At 67.9% G+C, this 16,488-nt stretch carries 12 protein-coding genes and 1 tRNA gene; 6 read left to right on the top strand and 7 right to left on the bottom strand.

The genetic code is table 11. From position 1 onward, the window contains the following. Positions 1-69: 69 nt before the first annotated feature. Together AC5Y4D_RS01905 and AC5Y4D_RS01900 are read left to right on the top strand one after the other, a co-directional pair. Positions 70-1,290: an acyl-CoA dehydrogenase family protein gene (locus AC5Y4D_RS01905; protein WP_500036292.1), complete on the top strand. Its 1,221-nt coding sequence runs from the start codon at positions 70-72 to the stop codon at positions 1,288-1,290. Next, complete coding sequence (locus AC5Y4D_RS01900; protein WP_500036196.1) at positions 1,287-2,324, top strand: phosphotransferase family protein; 1,038 nt, start codon at positions 1,287-1,289, stop codon at positions 2,322-2,324. Before AC5Y4D_RS01905 ends, AC5Y4D_RS01900 begins: the two co-directional genes overlap by 4 nt. Positions 2,325-2,427: 103 nt before the next feature. Here AC5Y4D_RS01900 and selB read toward each other — a convergent pair whose 3' ends face one another. From selB to AC5Y4D_RS01885, 3 genes are all read right to left on the bottom strand, one after another. Further along, positions 2,428-4,203 carry a selenocysteine-specific translation elongation factor gene (gene selB, locus AC5Y4D_RS01895; protein WP_500036195.1) on the bottom strand — a complete coding sequence of 592 codons (1,776 nt, stop codon included), beginning with the start codon at positions 4,201-4,203 and terminating at the stop codon, positions 2,428-2,430. A gap of 14 nt (positions 4,204-4,217) precedes the next feature. Beyond that, complete coding sequence (selA, locus tag AC5Y4D_RS01890) at positions 4,218-5,525, bottom strand: L-seryl-tRNA(Sec) selenium transferase (RefSeq protein ID WP_500036194.1); 1,308 nt, start codon at positions 5,523-5,525, stop codon at positions 4,218-4,220. 32 nt (positions 5,526-5,557) lie between these two features. Next, positions 5,558-5,651, bottom strand: a tRNA-Sec gene (locus tag AC5Y4D_RS01885). A 91-nt stretch (positions 5,652-5,742) separates the two neighbouring features. Between AC5Y4D_RS01885 and selD the strand changes: the two genes are divergently transcribed. Continuing rightward, positions 5,743-6,708 carry a selenide, water dikinase SelD gene (selD, locus tag AC5Y4D_RS01880; RefSeq protein ID WP_499943757.1) on the top strand — a complete coding sequence of 322 codons (966 nt, stop codon included), beginning with the start codon at positions 5,743-5,745 and terminating at the stop codon, positions 6,706-6,708. Here the strand turns inward: selD and nrfD are convergent. From nrfD to fdh, 3 genes are read right to left on the bottom strand one after another with little or no spacing between them, the layout of a single operon-like run. Then, positions 6,705-7,775: an NrfD/PsrC family molybdoenzyme membrane anchor subunit gene (gene nrfD / locus AC5Y4D_RS01875; RefSeq protein WP_499943755.1), complete on the bottom strand. Its 1,071-nt coding sequence runs from the start codon at positions 7,773-7,775 to the stop codon at positions 6,705-6,707. The two genes, selD and nrfD, sit on opposite strands and share 4 nt — an antisense overlap. Then, positions 7,772-8,737: a 4Fe-4S dicluster domain-containing protein gene (locus AC5Y4D_RS01870; protein WP_499943754.1), complete on the bottom strand. Its 966-nt coding sequence runs from the start codon at positions 8,735-8,737 to the stop codon at positions 7,772-7,774. Before AC5Y4D_RS01870 ends, nrfD begins: the two co-directional genes overlap by 4 nt. Then, on the bottom strand, positions 8,737-12,012 hold the full coding sequence (gene fdh / locus AC5Y4D_RS01865; protein WP_500036193.1) for a formate dehydrogenase: 3,276 nt from the start codon (positions 12,010-12,012) through the stop codon (positions 8,737-8,739). Before fdh ends, AC5Y4D_RS01870 begins: the two co-directional genes overlap by 1 nt. Positions 12,013-12,109: 97 nt before the next feature. Here fdh and AC5Y4D_RS01860 point away from each other — a divergent pair, with 97 nt between their 5' ends. The 3 genes from AC5Y4D_RS01860 to AC5Y4D_RS01850 are packed head-to-tail and all read left to right on the top strand — an operon-like array spanning position 12,110 to position 15,863. After that, positions 12,110-13,165 carry a DUF1214 domain-containing protein gene (locus AC5Y4D_RS01860; RefSeq protein ID WP_499943752.1) on the top strand — a complete coding sequence of 352 codons (1,056 nt, stop codon included), beginning with the start codon at positions 12,110-12,112 and terminating at the stop codon, positions 13,163-13,165. Next, the gene (locus AC5Y4D_RS01855) at positions 13,162-14,397 is read left to right on the top strand and encodes a sulfotransferase family protein (protein ID WP_499943751.1); all 1,236 of its coding nucleotides are present in this window, start codon (positions 13,162-13,164) and stop codon (positions 14,395-14,397) included. The genes AC5Y4D_RS01860 and AC5Y4D_RS01855 overlap by 4 nt, the downstream gene beginning before the upstream one ends. Then, positions 14,394-15,863, top strand: a complete 1,470-nt coding sequence (locus tag AC5Y4D_RS01850; RefSeq protein ID WP_499943750.1) for a flavin-containing monooxygenase — start codon at positions 14,394-14,396, stop codon at positions 15,861-15,863. The genes AC5Y4D_RS01855 and AC5Y4D_RS01850 overlap by 4 nt, the downstream gene beginning before the upstream one ends. Here AC5Y4D_RS01850 and AC5Y4D_RS01845 read toward each other — a convergent pair. Beyond that, positions 15,850-16,425, bottom strand: a complete 576-nt coding sequence (locus AC5Y4D_RS01845) for a TetR/AcrR family transcriptional regulator (protein ID WP_499943749.1) — start codon at positions 16,423-16,425, stop codon at positions 15,850-15,852. The genes AC5Y4D_RS01850 and AC5Y4D_RS01845 overlap by 14 nt on opposite strands. Positions 16,426-16,488: the final 63 nt, after the last annotated feature.

Here is a 16,488-nt window from a genome sequence, read left to right as displayed (position 1 = left end):
ATCATCCATTAGGGGCGCACGGTGTAGGAAGGGAAGAACACACCGTCTCCCTAGATGGCCGAGGTCCTCATGTCCCTGTTCGACATCTCCGATCGCGCCCGGCAATATCAAACCGATCTGCTCGAGTTCATGGATTCGCATGTCTACCCGGCCGAGGCGGTTTACGACCAGCAGATGCGGGACGCCGGTGATCCGCACTATCACCCCCCCATCCTCGAGGATCTCAAGACCGAGGCGCGAAAACGCGGTCTGTGGAACCTGTTTCACCCGCACCCCGAGTGGGGTCCCGGACTGACAAATCTCGAGTACGCGCCGCTGGCCGAGATCATGGGCCGTAGCCATTTGGCATCCGAGGCGTGCAACTGCAGCGCTCCGGACACCGGCAACATGGAGGTGCTGACGCTGTTCGGCACCGGAGAGCACCAGGAGCGCTACCTCAAGCCGCTGCTGGACGGCACGATCCGGTCGGCCTTCGCGATGACTGAGCCGGCGGTCGCGAGCTCAGATGCGACCAACGTCGAGATGTCGATGGTCCGCGACGGTGACGACTATCTTCTGAACGGTCGAAAGTGGTTCGCCTCCAACGGCATGCACCGCAACTGCAAGGTGCTGATCGTGATGGGTAAGACCGATCCGGATGCCGCCCCGCACCGCCAGCAGTCGATGATGGTGGTGCCGATCGACGCGCCCGGGCTCACTGTTCGGCGCAATCTCTCGGTCTTCGGCTACCAGGACCGCGAGGGACATGCCGAGATCGACTTCGTCGACGTGCGAGTGCCCGTCAAAGATGTCCTCAAGGGTGAGGGTGAGGGGTTTGCGATCAGCCAGGCCCGGCTGGGACCCGGACGCATCCATCACTGCATGCGCGCCATCGGGATGGCCGAACGCGCGCTGGAGCTGTTGTGCAGGAGGGCCCAATCCCGCGTCACCTTCGGGAAGCCGATCAGCGACAATGCCAACATCCGGGACTGGATCGCCGAGGCCCGCATCGACATCGAGATGATCCGATTGCTCACCCTGAAGGCCGCCTACCTGATGGACACCGTGGGAAACAAAGAGGCCCGCACCGAGATCGCCGCGATCAAAGTAGCCGCACCCAACATCGCATTGAAGATCGTCGACCGCGCCATCCAGGTGCATGGCGGCGGCGGTGTCACCGACGACTTTCCGCTGGCGATGGCGTGGGCGCATCTGCGCACGCTGCGGCTGGCCGACGGGCCCGACGAGGTGCACAAGCGCGCCATCGCCAGCCAGGAATTGCGCAAGTACCGCGCAGAGGCACCGTCATGACCCCCGGAGCAAAGACCGCGGGACTCGACCCCGACGCCGTCGCACGCTGGTTCACCACGCTGGGCATCGAGTTCGAGATGCCTCTGCAGTTCCAGCGGATCGGCCTGGGTCAGTCGAATCTGACGTATCGCGTCGAGGACGCCGCCGGGCGCGCCTGGGTGCTGCGCCGCCCGCCGCTGGGTCACTTGTTGGCGTCAGCACACGACGTCCTGCGGGAAGCACGCATCATCGCAGCCCTGGCCGACACCGATGTGCCCGTACCTCAAATCCTTGCCACCACAACCGATCCCGAGTTCTGCGACGCGCCGCTGGTGCTGATGGAGTTCGTCGACGGGTTGGTCGTCGACACGATGAAGGTCGCCGAGGCGCTGACCCCGCAGCAGCGTCATCAGATCGCGGTGGACCTGCCGCGCACGCTGACCAGGATTCACGCCGTCGACCTCGCCGAAGTGGGATTGGCGGACCTGGCCAGCCATAAGCCGTATGCGCAACGCCAGATCAAACGCTGGACGGGCCAATGGGAGTTGTCCAAGACGCGGGATCTGCCGGAACTCGACGACCTCACCCGTCGACTCACTGCCGCCGCACCCGAACAACGCGAAATCAGCCTGGTCCACGGCGATTTTCACCTGCGCAACCTCATCACTTCGCCGGAGACCGGGGAGATCGTGGCGACCCTGGACTGGGAGTTGTCCACCCTGGGAGATCCGTTGGCCGACATGGGTTCACTGCTCACCTACTGGGCGGAGCCGGGTGAAGCGTTGCAGGGTGACTACGCGCCGTCGACCCTGCGGGGTTTTCCCGACCGCGCGGAGATGACCCGGCTGTATCTCGAAGCGACGGGGCGTGATTCGAGTGCGTTGCAGTACTGGCACGCACTGGGGCTGTGGAAACTGGCGATCATCGCCGAAGGTGTGATGCGCCGCGCGCTGGACCATCCCCTGAACAAGGCGTCGGCGGGCACTCCCGATACCAGCTGGATCGACGCACGGGTACGCAGGGCACGCGAAATCGCCGACGCTGCCGGCATTTAACTCTGCCGCCGACCAGCCCGGTGCCAGGTGCGCATGACGTCCTTGTCTTTGACGTCGAGGGCGCCGCGCTCTTCGAACGGTTTGGCTAAGCCGCGTATCGCCGCTAACGCACGACTTCGCGGTGGCCGTCGTCGACTCGGCGGGTCCAGCCGCGGGCGTCGAGATGTTCCAGCAGCGGTATCGCGACACGTCTGGTGGTGTTAAGTGCTTGTCGCGCTTGGCTTGTGGTGAAGGGTTGATCGAGCTGGGCGAGTTGCCGCATCGCCAGCGCGGGCGCGCTGGGCAGCAGCACGATGCCGTCACGCAACCGCAGCACCCTTCCGGCGCGCTCGGCGGCTGCCAATTCACGGATGCCGAGCGTCAGTGCTTGCAGTTCGTGAGCTTCCGGGGCCCGGAACGGTTCGGCCCGGAGCCGGGTTTCCAATTCGGTGATCGCGGTTTCTGCAACGCCGAGGTCGGTGCGAGCGCCTGGCGCTCTGAAGTGGCCGGCGTGCTGTTCCAGACCCGCGTCGCGGGCGACGGCATCGACGAGGGCCTCGTCCGGCAACGCCAGCAGATCGGCCGCCGCACCCCGAGAGATGCCGTCGGCCAGTGGATCTCGTGCGGCCAAATCCTGAATCGCCGCCCGCAACCGCTGCTGCCAAACGTCATATGTCGGGGTGTGTATCCACCAATCATCGATTACGCGAACCTGTTCCGGGACCGCGGCAGGCGACAGCCCGAGCCGCCGTAGGTGGCTGGCCCGCACCGCTCCCCGACGCGCCACCTCGTGGCCGACGTCGCCGGCAGCGTCCAACCCGTTCAGCGCCGCGGCGCGCAGGGCGCTGTCGCCGCGCCGCCGGAGCGCGGGCGGTTCGGCGTCGAGCACCTGAGATCCACCCAGCACCCGGGCACTGCCCGGATCACGCAACACCAGGCGGTCACCCAACACCAACGGCAACCGGCGGTCCAGGGTGAGGCGGGCGTGCTCGTCGTCGAACGGCCGCAGCCGCGCGGGCACGGCCGCGGTGCCCACATGGACGACGAGCTGCGCGGGTGCGTCGGTGAACGGCCCGCCGGTGGTGCGGCGAATGTCGAGCGTCCGGGTGCTCGGCCACCTGCCGGGAGTGACCAGCGCATCCCCGCGACGGACGGAGTCGCGAGCGACGCCGCGCAGGTTCAGCGCTGCCCGGGTCACCGGACCCAGCCTCGGATGCGCTTCGCCGCAGCTCTGCAGTCCGCGGATCGTCACGTCCCGGCCGCGTGAGCTGCCGAGGAGTTCGAGTCGGTCACCGACGGCCAGCGAGCCCGCCGACAGGGTTCCGGTCACCACTGTGCCGGCACCGGTGATGGTGAACGACCGGTCGACCCACAGCCGCAACCGGGCGCCGGTCGGCGGAGCGGGAACGTGTGCCAGGACATCGTCCAGGGCAGCACGCAGGTCGCTCAGACCGGTGCCCGCTGTCGCCGAGACGACGACTGACGGCGCGTTGCGCAGACCGGTGTCGGCCAGCTCCGCGCGGGCCTGCGCCAGAGCTTCGGCGCCTTGGTCCGGTGCCCGGTCGGCACGGGTGACGACGATGAGTCCGTGTCGAATATCCAGTGCCGCAACGGCATCGCGGTGGTCACTGGACTGCGCCTGCCATCCTTCGTCGGCGGCCACGACGAAGCAGACCACTGGGGCCGGTCCGAGTCCGGCCAGTGTGTTGCCGAGGAACCGGTGGTGACCGGGCACGTCGACGAACGCGACTCGTCGACCCGACGGCAACGTGGTCCAGGCGAATCCGAGGTCGATCGTCAGGCCGCGGCGGCGTTCCTCCTCCCACCGGTCGGGCTCCATGCCGGTGAGCGCGTGGATGAGGGTGCTCTTGCCGTGGTCGACGTGGCCGGCGGTGGCCACCACGTGCGTCGTGTTCAGCGTTGTGCACCCAACGCCGTACGTACCGCGGCAAGCAAGCGACCGTCGTCGGCTTCGGGGATGCAGCGCAGGTCCAGCAGGCAGGCCCCGTCATGCACCCGGGGCAGCACAGCGGGGTCGCCAGCGCGCAACGCGGCGGCCGTCGACTCCGGTAGGCGCACTGCCCATCCCGGCAGCGGCACCCCGGGTGCTCCCCCGCCGCCGACGCGTCCGTCGTGCGCGACGACGGTCGCTCCCACTGCGGCGGCGAGCGTTTCGGTGCGGCTCCGCAACCGTTCACGGTCGGCGTGCAATGCCTGCGTCACCGGCGAGTCACCCGCACGGACGGTGGCTTCCAGGGCGGCCAACGTGAGCTTGTCGGCGCGGACGGCGCGCGCCAGCGGATGCCGCGCGAGGCGGCCGAGAATCTCAGCGCGACCCAGGATGATGCCGGCCTGCGGGCCGCCGAGCAGTTTGTCGCCGCTGGCGGTGACGACGTCGGCGCCCTCGGACAGCGCGCTGGCGGCGTCGGGCTCGTCGGGTAGCAGCGGGTCGGGTTGCAGCAGGCCGCTGCCGAGATCGGCGATCAGCGGAATCTGGTTGGCGTCGGCCAACTTTCGCAACTCCGTGAGCGGCGTGGCGGCGGTGAACCCGTCCACCCGGAAGTTGCTCTGATGCACTTTGAGCACGCAGCCGGTGTCGGGTCCGATCGCGGTCTGGTAGTCGTGCAGATGCGTGCGGTTGGTGGTGCCGACTTCACGCAGCCGGGCGCCGGTGGAGGCGATCAGGTCGGGCAACCGGAAGCCGGCGCCGATCTCGATCAGCTCACCGCGGCTGACGACCACCTCGCGGCCGGTGGACAATGCCGTGGTGGCCAGTACCAACGCGGCGGCGCCGTTGTTGACGACGAGCGCGTCCTCGGCGGCCGGGCAGGCGTGGCGCAGCGCCTGGCGGACGCCGACGCCGCGCTTGGACCGGGTGCCGGTGCCCAGGTCGAGTTCGACGTCGACGTAGCCGCTGGCCGCGACCAGCGCCTCGACCGCGCCTTCCGACAGTGGTGCGCGTCCGAGGTTGGTGTGGACGACGACGCCGGTGGCGTTGAGCACCGGGCGCAGCGAGGTGGTCCGGTGGCTTTCCAGCGCTGCCGCGAGGGCGTCCTGCACCTGATCGGGCGGTAGGTCACCGCGGCGGGCGCGGTCCTGCAGCTCGCGCACAATCGCGCGAACAACGTTGTCGCCGAGCCGATTTCGTGACTCCTGCACGGCGGGCAGGGCAAGCAACTGATCCGTGCGGGGAATCGCCCGGCGCGGGTCCGCTTGCGTCACTGCTCGTCCCTGCTTCCGTGGTAGGGCCGTACGCGGAGGCGGACGGGAATCGAACCCGCCAGACCGAGATACTCGATCTCACCGGTTTTGAAGACCGGGGGGACCACCAGGAACCCAAACGCCTCCACCGGTGAACTTAGTCGGACAATCGGGCCGTCCAGCCGGGGACCTCGCGGACCAACCCGGCAGCCACCCGCCCCCCGCGTACGCTCGCCCCATGACGCGGCTCACCGGGTACGCCCACGGCGGCGGCTGTGCCTGCAAGATCCCGCCCGGCGAGCTCGAAGAAGCGGTGCGCGGTCTGGTCGGCCAGCACGGCGACAACGTGCTGGTCGGTCTCGACGACGGCGACGATGCCGCCGCGGTGCTGGTCGGCGACCTCGCGGTGCTGTCCACCGCGGACTTCTTCACCCCGGTCGTCGACGACGCCTACGACTGGGGCCGGATCGCCGCCGCGAACGCGTTGTCGGACATCTACGCGATGGGCGGCCGCCCGGTCGTCGCCATCAACCTGGTCGGCTGGCCGCGCGACAAACTCCCGCTCGAGCTGATGACCGAGGTGCTGCGCGGCGGGTTGGCGGTGGCATCGGAAGCCGGCTGCCCGGTGATCGGCGGGCACTCGATCGACGACCCGGAACCGAAATACGGCATGGCCGTCACCGGCGTCGCCGACCCGACCAAGCTGCTGCGCAACGACGCGGCCGAACCAGGTCTGCCGCTCACCCTCACCAAACCGCTGGGCACCGGCCTGCTCAACAACCGGCACAAACAGACCGGCGAGGTCTGCGCCGAAGCCGTCGCAACAATGACTCAGCTCAACCGGGACGCCGCCGCAGCCGCCGCCGCGGCGGGTGCAAAGGCGGCCACCGACGTCACCGGATTCGGGCTGCTCGGTCACCTGCACAAGATGTGCCGGGCCTCGAACGTGGGTGCGGTCGTCGACCGCGCGGCTGTGCCGGTGCTCGAGGCCGCCCGCGCGGCACTGCGGGACGGGTTCGTCTCCGGCGGCACCCGACGCAACCTGGACTGGGTGCGGCCACACCTACGTCACGACGTGCCCGAGGACGACCTGCTGCTGCTGGCCGATGCGCAGACCTCCGGTGGGCTGCTGGTGGTCGGCGAAGTGCCCGGCTATGCGGTGATCGGGCACACCGTCACGGAACCGGGGATCCAGATCCGCTAACCGGCCGTCGTGATCGAGTCGTCGGTGATACCCGCCGCGCGCCGCGCCGCCAGCCGCCGCTTCTGCGGCTCGATGGTGTAGCGCGGATCGCGCGCCGACGCCTTGCCCGCCTCGAAGAAGCCGAACCGCATGAAAGCCGACGCTGTCATGAGGGCAAGGCCAGACAACACGGCGACGCCGCGGTGCCGTCCACCGAGCAAAGCGGCCAAACCGCCTGCGATAGCGAGCCTTTCGCTCCACGGCAGCATCCACCCGGGCGTGCCGTGGTGCAGCGGTTCAGTGGTCACCGGGTCCATCCGGTGCTCGGTGACCCGGGCGGAGACCAGATCGCCGATCGCACCGATGACGGCGAGCCGCCGCGCCGGGCCGGCCTCGGCGACCGGCGTGGTGATCATCGCCAATCCGGACGCGGCCATGCTCGCCGAACTGACGAACACGAACGGCAGATCCTTGTAAGCCGCGTTCCAGGTCGGGGTCGCGGTGTCGGACAGCAGCACCGCGGTGTAAGCCGCCAAGGGCGCGGCAAACACCGCGGCCTCCAGACCGGCCGGCCCCTCCACCGCCCGCAGCACCGGACGCAACACACCCAGCGGCAACCGCGACCCCGTCAGCCGATCCAGTTCCGACACCGAGGCAACGCCGATACCGGCGCTGAAGGCGCTGAGAATCCACGAGCCGACGCTCATCGGGGACGTCAGCTTGATGGTCCGCAACATGTTGACGAACCGCTCCGGCCGGCCCAGGTCGTACACCAGAGCACCCGCGCTCAGCACCACCGCCGCCAGAGCGGACAGCCGGGTATTGCGCCGCAGCAACGGCCGCCCGGTGAGCTGCGCACCCGCGGCCAGCAAGCCCGAACCTCCGGCCAGACCGCCCAGGAACAGGTAGGCCGCCACCTCGTGGCCCCACGGCGCCGGCTTGACCACCGGGCGTCCGTAGTAACTGCTGAACTCCGCCTCCGGCACCATCAGCGACTCGTCGCGGCGGCGCCGGTTACCCCGACGGCGACGCTTCGGGCCGCGGGCGGGTTCGGGCGGACGCAGACTGTCGAACTCCGACGTCGTCACCGGCGCCCCCCGAGGAATGCCCAAGCCGCCGCGGCGACCATGCCCGCTCCGGCGAGGCCAGCGCGCTTGAACATGGTCACCAGGTCCGTCGTGCACACCCGCGGATCGGGCGGCAGCCCGTAGACCTCCGGCTCGTCCAGCAACAGGAAGACCGACCCTATGCCGCCCACCCCGTCGTGCTCGTTGGCGCCGTACAGGCGGGCTTCGGTGAGTCCCTGCGCGTGCAGTTTGGCGACGCGTTCGCGGGCCTGGGCGACGAGATCGTCGTGATCGCCGTACTTGATCGAGGTCGTCGGGCAGGCTTGCGCGCACGCCGGTGTCTGGTCCTCGAGCAATCGGTCGTAACACAGGGTGCACTTCTGGGCGACACCGGTGACGAACTCGTGCCCCGGCTGCTCGGAGCGTTTGACCGGTGTGGCGTAGGTGCCGTCGCTGCGGCGTTCGACCACGCCGAACGGACACCCGGCCACACACGTGCCGCACCCGTTGCAGACGTCGTGCTGCACGACGACGGTGCCGAACTCGGTGCGGAACAGCGCACCCGTCGGGCAGACGTCCAGGCACCCGGCGTGCGTGCAGTGCTTGCACACGTCGGACGCCATCAACCAGCGAAACTCCGGAGTGTCCGGCGGGCTGGTGTCCGGACGTCCCGCGACCCCGGGCATCCCCAAATCGACCAGCGCACGCCCGGATTCGCGGGCCTGTTCGATGCGCTCGCGCCCCTGCTCGACGAACGCGACGTGCCGCCAGGTGCTGGCACCCAGCTGGCCGGTGTTGTCGTAGGACGACCCGAGTATCTGCAGGTCGCCGTCGAGCGGATTGCGGTTCCACTCTTTGCAGGCCACCTCACATGCTTTGCAGCCGATGCAGATCGAAGTGTCGGTGAAGAAACCCTTGCGTGGCTGAGGTTGCGGCCATCTCGCGTCCGCGGTGGGATCGGTCGGCCCGGCCAGCTGGCCCATCAGCCCTCCCTCTCGGCGTCGGTGACGCGCCTATTGTCCGTCTCGACGGTTACCCCCGCGCGCGACTGGTATTCCTCGATGAGCCGCAGCAATGCCTCACCCTGGGGTCGGCGACCGGGCCGGATGTCACAGGACCCCGCCTTCGATTCCTGGATCTGCACGTTCGGGTCCAGCGTGACACCCAGCAGATCGTTGGCCGCGTCCCCGCTGACGACGGCGTCACCCCCGACGCCCCAGTGATAGGGCAGGCCGATCTGGTGGATGGTCTGCCCGCCGATCACCAGCGGTGACATTCGTTCTGTCACAAGCACTTTGGCCTCAATCGCCGCGCGCGGCGAGATGATGGTGGCCCACCCGTACGGTTCGATACCGCGTTCGGCGGCCAGTTCCGGTGAGACCTCGCAGAACATCTCCGGTTGCAACTCGGACAGGTACGGCAGCCAGCGGCTCATGCCGCCGGCGGTGTGGTGTTCGGTGAGCCGGTAGGTGGTGAAGACGAACGGGTAGACGTCGACGCCGGGCTCCCCCGCGCTGGGCGCCCACAGATTGTCCTTGCGCGGGAACATGATCCGTGACGGATTCTGCTGTTGCGGGTAGAGCAGGTTGGCGACGGGGGACTCCTGCGGTTCGTAGTGGGTGGGCAGCGGTCCGTCCACCAGGCCCTTGGGCGCGAACAGCCAGGCCTTCCCGTCGGCCTGCATGATGAACGGATCGTCGCCGGCCAACGCATCCGGCCCGCCGACGTCCGGGTCGGGCCGAGCGTGCGGTGGGCGGTCTTCGGGAAAGTCGGGAACGTCGTCGCCGACCCAGCGACCCCGTTGCTCGTCCCACCAGATGTAACGCTTGCGCTCACTCCACGGCCTGCCGTCGGGGTCGGCCGAGGCACGGTTGTAGAGGATGCGCCGGTCGGCGGGCCACGCCCAACCCCACTCGGACTGGCTCGGGCTCGGTCCGCCCAGCGGCGCGCGGCGCGCGGCCATATTCACGCCCTCGGCGTACACCCCGGCGTAGATCCAGCACCCACACGACGTCGTGCCGTCGGCCCGCAATTCGGGATAGCCGGACACAGGTCGGCCGGCGTCGGGGCCGGCGAGGTGGCAGCCGTTGATCTCGGCGAGCACCGCCTCCGAGTCCGGCTCGCCGTGCTCGTCGACGGGATAGTCCCAAGTCAGATCGAGCAATGGCCGGTCGCGTGGGTCGGTCGAACCGGCGAGGCGCCGGCGGATCCGGTGACCCAACTCGACGAAGAACTGCAGCTCGCTCTGGCAGTCCCCGGGCGGGTTGACGGCCTGATGCCGCCACTGCACCATGCGTTGGGTCTGGGTGAACGAGCCGGCCTTCTCGACGTGCGTCGCCGCCGGGAAGAAGAACACCTCGGTCTCGATGTCCTCGGTGTTCAGCTCGCCCGACGCGATCTCCGGGCCGTCCTTCCAGAACGTGGCCGACTCGATGAGGTTGAGGTCGCGCACCACCAACCATTTCAGGTGCGACATACCCATCCGCTGCATCCGGCCGTGCGCGGATCCGACGGCCGGGTTCTGGCCCAGCAGGAAGTACCCGTCGACTTCGTCGTCGAGCATCGCCATCACGGTCTGATAGGTACCGTGCGGACCCGACAGCCGCGGCAGGTAGTCGTAGGCCCAGTCGTTGTCCTCGCGGGCGGCCTCCCCCCACCACGCCTTGAGCAGGCTGACCAGGTACCTGTCGGCGTCGGCCCAGAAACCCTTCTGCTGTTTGGGTCCGACCGCCTCGACGTAGTCGCGGAAGGTGTCGTGACTGCCGGCTTTGGGCATCGGCAGATAGCCGGGCAGGAGGTTGAACAGTGTCGGGATGTCGGTGGAGCCCTGGATGGTGGCGTGGCCGCGCAGCGCCATGATGCCGCCGCCCGGACGGCCGATGTTGCCCAGCAGCAGCTGCAGAATCGTTGCGGCGCGGATGAATTGAGCACCCAGCGTGTGCTGGGTCCAGCCCACGGCATAGGCGAAACAGGTGGTCCGTTCGCGTCCCGAATTCTCGGTCACCGCGCGCGCCAGGTAGGTGAAATCCTCGATGCTGATGCCGCAGACGTCGCGCACCATCTCCGGTGTGTAGCGGGCGTAATGCCGCTTGAGGATCTGGAACACGGTGCGCGGATGCTGCAGCGTCTCGTCGCGTTGCACGTGGGCATGCCGCAGCGGGGGGCCGCCGCTGCCATGATCATCCCCTGCGGCGCGCGCCGAAGCACTCGCGCCGTGTTCGTCGTCTGATTCGTGTTCGGCATAGGCCCACGTCGAGGGGTCGTAGTGGCCCGTTTCGGGATCGAACCCGGAGAACAGCCCGTTCAAATCCTCTGTGTCGCGGTACTTCTCGTTGATCAGCGTGGCGGCGTTGGTGTAGGCGATGACGTAGTCGGCGAACCACAGGTCGTGGGTGATCACGTAGTTGATCAACGCACCGAGCAGCACCACGTCCGACCCGGCCCGGATCCCGATGTGCTTGTCGGACACCGCCGACGTACGGGTGAAGCGCGGGTCGACGTGAATGACCTTGGCGCCGCGGGCTTTAGCTTCCTCCACCCACTGGAAGCCGACGGGGTGACACTCGGCCATGTTGGAGCCCTGGATGACGATGCAGTCCGCGTTGGCCATGTCTTGCAGTGATTGAGTGGCGCCGCCGCGCCCGAAGGAGGTTCCCAGACCGGGAACCGTGGAGCTGTGTCAAATACGCGCTTGGTTCTCGATCTGTATGGCGCCCGCGGCGGTGAAGAGTTTCTTGATGACGTAGTTCTCTTCGTTGTCCAGCGTGGCCCCGCCCAACGCCGCGATTTTCATGGTGCGCCGCAGGGGGTGGCCCTTCTTGTCGATGTCCTGCCAGGCGTGGCGGCGCGCTTCGATGAACCGGTCGGCCACCATGTCGATAGCGGTGTCCACGTCCAGTGACTGCCACTCGGTGGCCCGGGGCGGCCGATACAACATCTTGGTCTGCCGCCCCGGCGAGTTCACCAATTGTTCGCTGGCCGAACCCTTCGGGCAGAGCCGGCCGCGGGAAACCGGCGAATCCGGGTCGCCTTCGATCTGGACGACTCGCTCGTCCTTGACGTAGACCCGTTGCCCGCAACCGACCGCGCAGTACGGGCACACGCTCTGCACCACCCGGTCGGCCGTGGCGGTGCGCGGGGTGAGCGCCCGGGTCTGCTTGGAGGTCACCGCCGGACCGCGGCCCAACACGTCACCGGACCGCAACTGCCGCACCACGGGCCATTCCAGGAACAGGCGGGACAGGTTTTTGGGAGCCATAGTCGAAGACTAGTGCGTCCGCGTCGACGACAGCCACGCCGAACGCGGGCTCTTCGCGCGTTGACAGGCCAGTGCCGCTGAGCGAAACTCGCTTCCGATGGTCACGGGCGGCTCGGGCGACGGCTGGCGGGATCTGATTTCCGGGCTGTCGGCTGCCAGTGAAGCGATGTCGGCTGCCGAAGACGATGCCGACGCTCAACTCGCGTTGTTGCGGGCGCTGAACAATCTGCTCGGACGGGTCGAAATCGACCGTGATGTCCCCGAACTCGTGCCGTTCAACGGTTGGCGCGAGAAGTTCTTCATGGACAATCCGGATTACCGCTACTGGATCACCGACATCCGCGACGACGGCGAGTACCGGATCACCGGCAACATCGGCGACTCGGTGTATCAGTCGGTCACGGTCTACGCCGGGACGAATATCGCGACGACGAGCGCCGTGGCGCGCATCGACAGCGGCGACCTGGTACCCGACGCCGCCGGTGAGTTCTCGATCGCGTTGTCCCCCAACAGCTCCGATGATGGTGTGGCTTTGCGGTTGCCGGAAGGTTCGACCTCGGTGTGGGTGCGTTACGTCCACGACGAGACTCGTCCGGCCCGTCCGGGGTGGTGTCGCATCGAGGCGCTGAACGGTGCGGCCGTGGCACCGGTCGACCGGCGACGCGTGGACCGCGAGCTGTCTCGGGTCGGCACGTTCGTGGGTCAGCTGCCCACGCTGCTCGGGTTCGCTGTGGCCGACGACCTCAAGGCGCCCAACACCGTACGTCACTGGACGTCGATGGTCGGCGGGGCGGCGTTCACCGAGCCCGGGATCCACTATCTACGCGGAGCCTGGCAGCTGGGACCCGACGAAGCGCTTGTCGTGGAGGGGCCATCGGTGACATGCCGGCATTGGAACATCGTGCTGTACAACCGTTTCCTGAACTCGCTGGACTATCGCCATCGGGTCGTTTCACGTACCGGGGCGACCAGCACGCTCACCGACGGACGCTTTCGCTTCGTACTCGCCGGCCGGGATCCGCACGTCGCCGGATACGACTGGCTCGACACCGAAGGACGTGCCTTCGGCCTGTTCGTCATGCGGTTCCTGCAGCCGGCAACCGAACCGGAGCTGCCCACCGTGCGCCGCGTCCCACTCGGTGAGCTCGGATGAGCTGGCGCGCCCCGGCACGAAGCCCGGAGGCAGCCGCCATCTATGCGGCCGCCGAACGGGAACGCGCAGAGCATCCCGAGCGATACCTCCTCGATCCGCAAGCCGTGATCGAGAAGGCCTCGCGCCGCTGCGACGAATCGCTGTTCGCCGACGGCTGGCGCAACGGACTGGACGCGTTCTTGAAGTCAGCGCACCAGGATGCGCGGCTCAACGCGATCGGGATACGAATGGCGCGTCAACTGGCCGTCGGCAGACTGACCGCCGGTGCCACCATCGCTCAGTACCGTGCCGATCACCCCGAAGTCGCTGCCGCACAGCTCGTCCCGCCGATCGTCATCATCGGTGGCTGGCGGACGGGAACGACGTTTCTGTTCCGGCTGCTGGGTAGCGACCCACGTTTGCGCGCTCCGCTGCCCGCAGAACTCGTCGCCCCATGGCTGTTCGCCGGCCCACAACCGCCCCCGGACCCGTTCATCACCGCGCCGGCAACCCTGATGCTGCACACACTCAATCCCGATATGGCGTTCGTTCATCCGTCGGGACCCACGCTGCCCGAGGAATGCGTGTTGGGGATGGGGACCGACCTGCGCAACTGGGGTTTCACGTCGATGCTGCGGTTGCCGCAGTACGCAAAGTGGTTGTCCGAGCAGGACTTCGGCGCCAGCTACGCCCGCTATCGGGAAGTCTTGCAGCTGCTGGCGACGCACGACGACCGCCGCTTCGTCCTCAAAGCACCGGCCCACACCGCGGAACTGCGGCATCTGGTCGCCACCTTTCCCGGCGCCGTCGTCGTACAGATCGAACGCGACATCGTGGAGACGCTGACGTCGGGATCCAGCTTGTTCGCCGTGTACCGGTCCACCTACAGCGACGACGTCGATGCAGTCGAGGTCGGCCGACAACAGGTCGAGCAGAGCGAACTGTGGTTGCGTCGGGCGAGCGAGTTCCGCGCGTCGCCCGCAGCGAACGACGTGACCTTCGTCGACCTCGACTACCGCCGATTCACCGCGAATCCTGCTGCCGCACTGGATGTCATCTATCGTGCCGCGGGCATGGAGCCGCCGGGCGCACTCGAGCAATTCGTCGCCGACTACCATTCGTCGCACACCGCCGACAGGGGACGGCACCGCTACACGCCAGCGGAGTTCGGGATCGATGAGGACGAGCTGCGGGAACGGTTCGCCTTTCTGTCCCGAACGGGTGCCCCTAGACCCTCGAGGGAGAAGCGATGACGGACCGGTGCACGACATCTGCGCCCAGAGTCGTGATCATCGGCGCGGGGCTGGCGGGGATCACCGCGCTGCACGTCTTCACCCAACGCGGATTCGACGACGTCACCGTGCTGGAGAAGGGCACCGACGTCGGCGGAGTCTGGCACTGGAACCGTTACCCCGGCCTGACCTGCGACGTACCCTCGCAGATCTACCAATTCGGGTTCGCGCCCAAGCCCGATTGGTCCCATATCTGGGCCGACGGGGACGCCATCCAGCGCTACCACCGCGACGTGGTCGACCGACTCGGGCTCGCCGAGCGGATCCGGCTGAACACCGAAGTCGTTGCCGCGCAATGGGATGAGGACCGTGCCGGCTGGACGTTGTGCACCGACGCCGGCGAGGAGATCGCTGCCGACGTGGTCGTCTGCGCGACGGGCGTGCTGCACCATCCCGCCATCCCCGACATACCCGGACTCGATGAGTTCATTGGCCCGGTCGTGCACACCGCACGGTGGGACGACACCGTCGACACGGTCGGGAAGCAGATCGCGGTGATCGGGACCGGATCCACCGGCGTGCAGATCGTGTCCGCCCTGCAACCGAAGGCGCGCTCCGTCACTCACTACGTCCGCTCTGCGCAATGGATCCTGTGGGCCCCGATGTCGTTGCGGCAGAGCAGCTTTCTCGGGGCCGCGCTACAGCGCTTCCCTACCGCCCACGACTGGATGTATCAGAGGTTGCTGTGGGTTTCGGGCATTCTGGCCGACGTCACCACCCGCCCGTCCTGGCGGCGGCGCGCGGTACAGGGTTATGCCCGCCTGTGTCTGCGTATACAGGTGCGTGACCAAGCACTGCGGGCAAAGCTCACTCCCGACTATCAGCCGCTGTGCAAACGGCAAGTGGTCTCGGGAACCTATTACCGCGCAATCCAATCCGACAACGCCGAGCTGGTGACCGAGCGGATCGCCGAGGTCACCCCGGCCGGTGTCCGCACGGCCGACGGCCGGACCCGGCCTGCCGACGTCATCGTGCTGGCCACCGGATTCCTGGCGCACAACTACATGCGCCCCATGGAGATCACCGGACGCGACGGCCTGACCATCGACAAGGCCTGGGCCGCCGGACCGAGGGCGTACCGGATGACGGCGATCCCGGGATTCCCCAATCTTTTCACCGTCCTGGGCCCCAACTCCCCCACCGGATCCATCTCGCTGCAGTATTCGGCGGAACGGACGGCCAACTACATCGCCCGGTTCTTGGAGATGCTTCGCGACGGCGAGGCCACGTCGATCGAAGTGACCGAGGAAGCCACCGACGAATTCAATGCCGACGTGGCCGAGGCGATGGGACCGACGGTGTGGAACACCGGCTGCAACTCGTGGTATCTGACCGAGAACAACAGCGTCGACCTGTGGCCGTACGACCGCGCGACGCTGACGAGCATGCTCGCCGAACCGGAGTCCGGCCACTTCACGGTCCGCTAGGGCCGGCCCCGGTCAGGTAGTGCGCGAGCACCGGCCGCAACCACTCGGTCAGAGTCGCGTCGTCCATGTCGGCCAGTGCCGGAATCCGCAACACGTAGCGTGCGGTCGCCAAGCCCAGTATCTGCGATCCGACCAGCGCGGCGCGCTCGGCGGCGCGATCGGGAACGGCTGCGGCCAGGGCCGGGGCCACCCGCTCGACGAACACCTCGAGCAACGCGTCCGCGGCAACGGGGTTGGTGGCCGCGGCGCGCAGCAGGGGCAGAAACGGTCCCTCCGAACCCCACACCGAGACGAACATCGGCAGCAGCACGTCGGCGAGGCGCTCGGGCGCGACACCGGACAGATCCGGGAACGTGATGTCGAATCGCGAAGCGGCGGCGAACAATTCGGCCTTGCTTCCGAAGTAGTGCATGACCAGCGCGGGGTCGACACCGGCCGCGGACGCCACCGAACGGATGGTCGTGCGTTCGAAACCGTGGTCACCGAACTGGGACCGCGCGGTGGCCAGGATCGTCGCCCGGGTGGTCTGCCCGTCTCGGGTATCGCGCGTCCTGGAAGCCATGCCAGCAGTGTATTCAACAACTGTTGACATGGCCATCCGCGGGGTCTACGTTGAGATTCAACA

The sequence above is a fragment of the Mycobacterium sp. NGS67 genome, from assembly GCF_059812185.1.
The sequence above is the reverse complement of the archived record's forward strand: the minus strand, read 5'-3'. Positions and strand labels throughout refer to the sequence as shown.

Excerpts from the sequence above, each read along its gene's own strand:
- AC5Y4D_RS01905 (WP_500036292.1), top strand. The coding sequence starts at position 70 with ATGTCCCTGTTCGACATCTCCGATCGCGCCCGGCAATATCAAACCGAT.
- AC5Y4D_RS01850 (WP_499943750.1), top strand. The coding sequence starts at position 14,394 with ATGACGGACCGGTGCACGACATCTGCGCCCAGAGTCGTGATCATCGGC.
- AC5Y4D_RS01900 (WP_500036196.1), top strand. The coding sequence starts at position 1,287 with ATGACCCCCGGAGCAAAGACCGCGGGACTCGACCCCGACGCCGTCGCA.
- AC5Y4D_RS01855 (WP_499943751.1), top strand. The coding sequence starts at position 13,162 with ATGAGCTGGCGCGCCCCGGCACGAAGCCCGGAGGCAGCCGCCATCTAT.
- AC5Y4D_RS01870 (WP_499943754.1), bottom strand. The coding sequence starts at position 8,737 with ATGGGCCAGCTGGCCGGGCCGACCGATCCCACCGCGGACGCGAGATGG.
- selD (WP_499943757.1), top strand. The coding sequence starts at position 5,743 with ATGACGCGGCTCACCGGGTACGCCCACGGCGGCGGCTGTGCCTGCAAG.
- AC5Y4D_RS01860 (WP_499943752.1), top strand. The coding sequence starts at position 12,110 with ATGGTCACGGGCGGCTCGGGCGACGGCTGGCGGGATCTGATTTCCGGG.
- AC5Y4D_RS01845 (WP_499943749.1), bottom strand. The coding sequence starts at position 16,425 with ATGGCTTCCAGGACGCGCGATACCCGAGACGGGCAGACCACCCGGGCG.